Here is a 1900-nt window from a genome sequence, read left to right as displayed (position 1 = left end):
TAAAAGCAATATTGGTCAATATCGGGAAAGAGCGGCTGGGTATTTCAGGCAAAAGTTTCTGTCAGAAATTAAATTTAAGCAAAAGCGGAATAAGTAAATTAAACAGGCTGGGTGAAGAACTTATGGGAAATACGGGGAACGAAGAAAAAGTATTAAATGGGGTATTGGGGTAAACGATGGTGGACTGTTTCAACTCCGTCCCATATCCGTTCTATCCGTTCTCCGGCCCGCCACAAATCGCTGGCGGATAAACAAGAAAACCTGAATGGGGGGAGATTTCAGGATTATAAATAAGGGAGGAAAATAAAATGTTGTTTAATAAAATTGTTAAGAAATATTTTATACTTCTTTCATTAATTTTTTTGATTGGTAATACGGGTTATACGGAAAATGGGGAGAAGATAGAAAATATAAATCCTCCTGAGAACTGCGGTGCGAATTGGACAGAAGATATCGATGTGTGCCGCAGGTGCCATAAACAAAGTTCCGGCAGGGACAGTTTTGCCATTCAAGGTTTTTACTCAAGTTCTGATGAATGCGGTGGGAATTCAACTTATGTCGGCCCTATGCAAACGGAGACTACATCGGACGGGAAGCTAATTATTACCCATCCTGATACAACTGTCCTGGTTGGAACAAATTTATGTTTTCCAAATACATTAAAAATAAATGGTTATGCGATTGCTTATTATTACTATGAAGACGGAGTTGTGAAACATGAAGAATGGTGGCCGGATGCTGATACTACCTATACCCGCAGGCATTTTTATCCCGCAGGAGGCGGACATAATTATAAAGTTAAAGTAATTTATTGCAGTAACGGGATGCCGTCATGCGGGACAGGCTGGGTAAGACTTACCAAAGAATGGGCAATAAATATCGGAGAAGGGGAGATAAACCTGGCAGTTCCTTATTATAGTCAATTAGATTCAACAAGCTGGAACGGTTCTGATTCTACAGGGTGGGCTGATGAAGTTTATGATAGTGTCCGCCCTCCAAAGAATAAAATAAAAAATCTGGGATGTGCATTGACAGATTTGGTGATGGTTTTGAGGTTTTATGGAGTAGCTTATGGGGCGGATAGCGCAGAGGTAAATCCTAAAAATTTAAATAACTGGATGAATGGACATGAAGGATACCAACCAGGAGGGAACATATATTGGCCGAAGGTAGAAGAATACTCAACTGGGCAGGTTAGGTATAATTATGTGAGTACCAGTTTTGATACCTTAGACAGCGATTTAAGAGATAAAAATCCTGTAATTTTAAAAGTGCCAAGAGAATATTCTACTACACATTTTGTTGTAGTAAAAGGAAAGAAAACCGAGACATATAAGATTAATGATCCTGCATCAACAACAAAGGTTACTTTAGATTCATATGGTAACCAATTCGATACAATATTTGATTCTGCGGGTACAGGGGGATTTAGACGATTTGTTCGGAAAACAGGGGAAATGGGGCAGATGGAAATCCATGCGCAATGCGCCGTTGAGCTTTTATTAACCGATCCCGAGGGTAAAAGACTAGGTTTCGATCCTGTCACAAAGACTATTGTGAACGATGGTCTTAATGGGTTCTATGGTGCTGGAGATACGCCCGATCCTGAAATTATTCCGCCAGGAAAACAATTATCTTTAGACATAGAGGAAGGTAATTATTCTTTACAGATTTATGGTACAGGAACTGGAGATTATTCGTTAGGCGTTTATATAATTCTTCCTAAGATTTCAGGAGAAAGATCACAATATATGGACCTCAAGTTTACCGGAGTTACAAACGAGGGGGCCGTGGCGGATTATCCAATTACCATTACAACATCCCCTGAAACATCAAAAGTTGAGCATATAATAACTTTGGATTCTTTAAAAGAGGATGTACAGATTCTTTTTCAATTAGG

1 protein-coding gene is annotated in these 1900 nt (G+C 39.3%); it reads left to right on the top strand.

The window, feature by feature from the left end; genetic code table 11:
- Nucleotides 1–308: 308 nt before the first annotated feature.
- Nucleotides 309–1900 (top strand): C39 family peptidase (locus AB1414_20100; GenBank protein MEW6609716.1); only part of this gene is annotated, 1592 nt, incomplete at its 3' end.

The sequence above is a fragment of the bacterium genome, from assembly GCA_040755795.1.
Classification (GTDB): Bacteria; UBA9089; CG2-30-40-21; order CG2-30-40-21; family SBAY01; genus JBFLXS01.
This window is presented reverse-complemented; position numbering and strand designations above follow the sequence as displayed.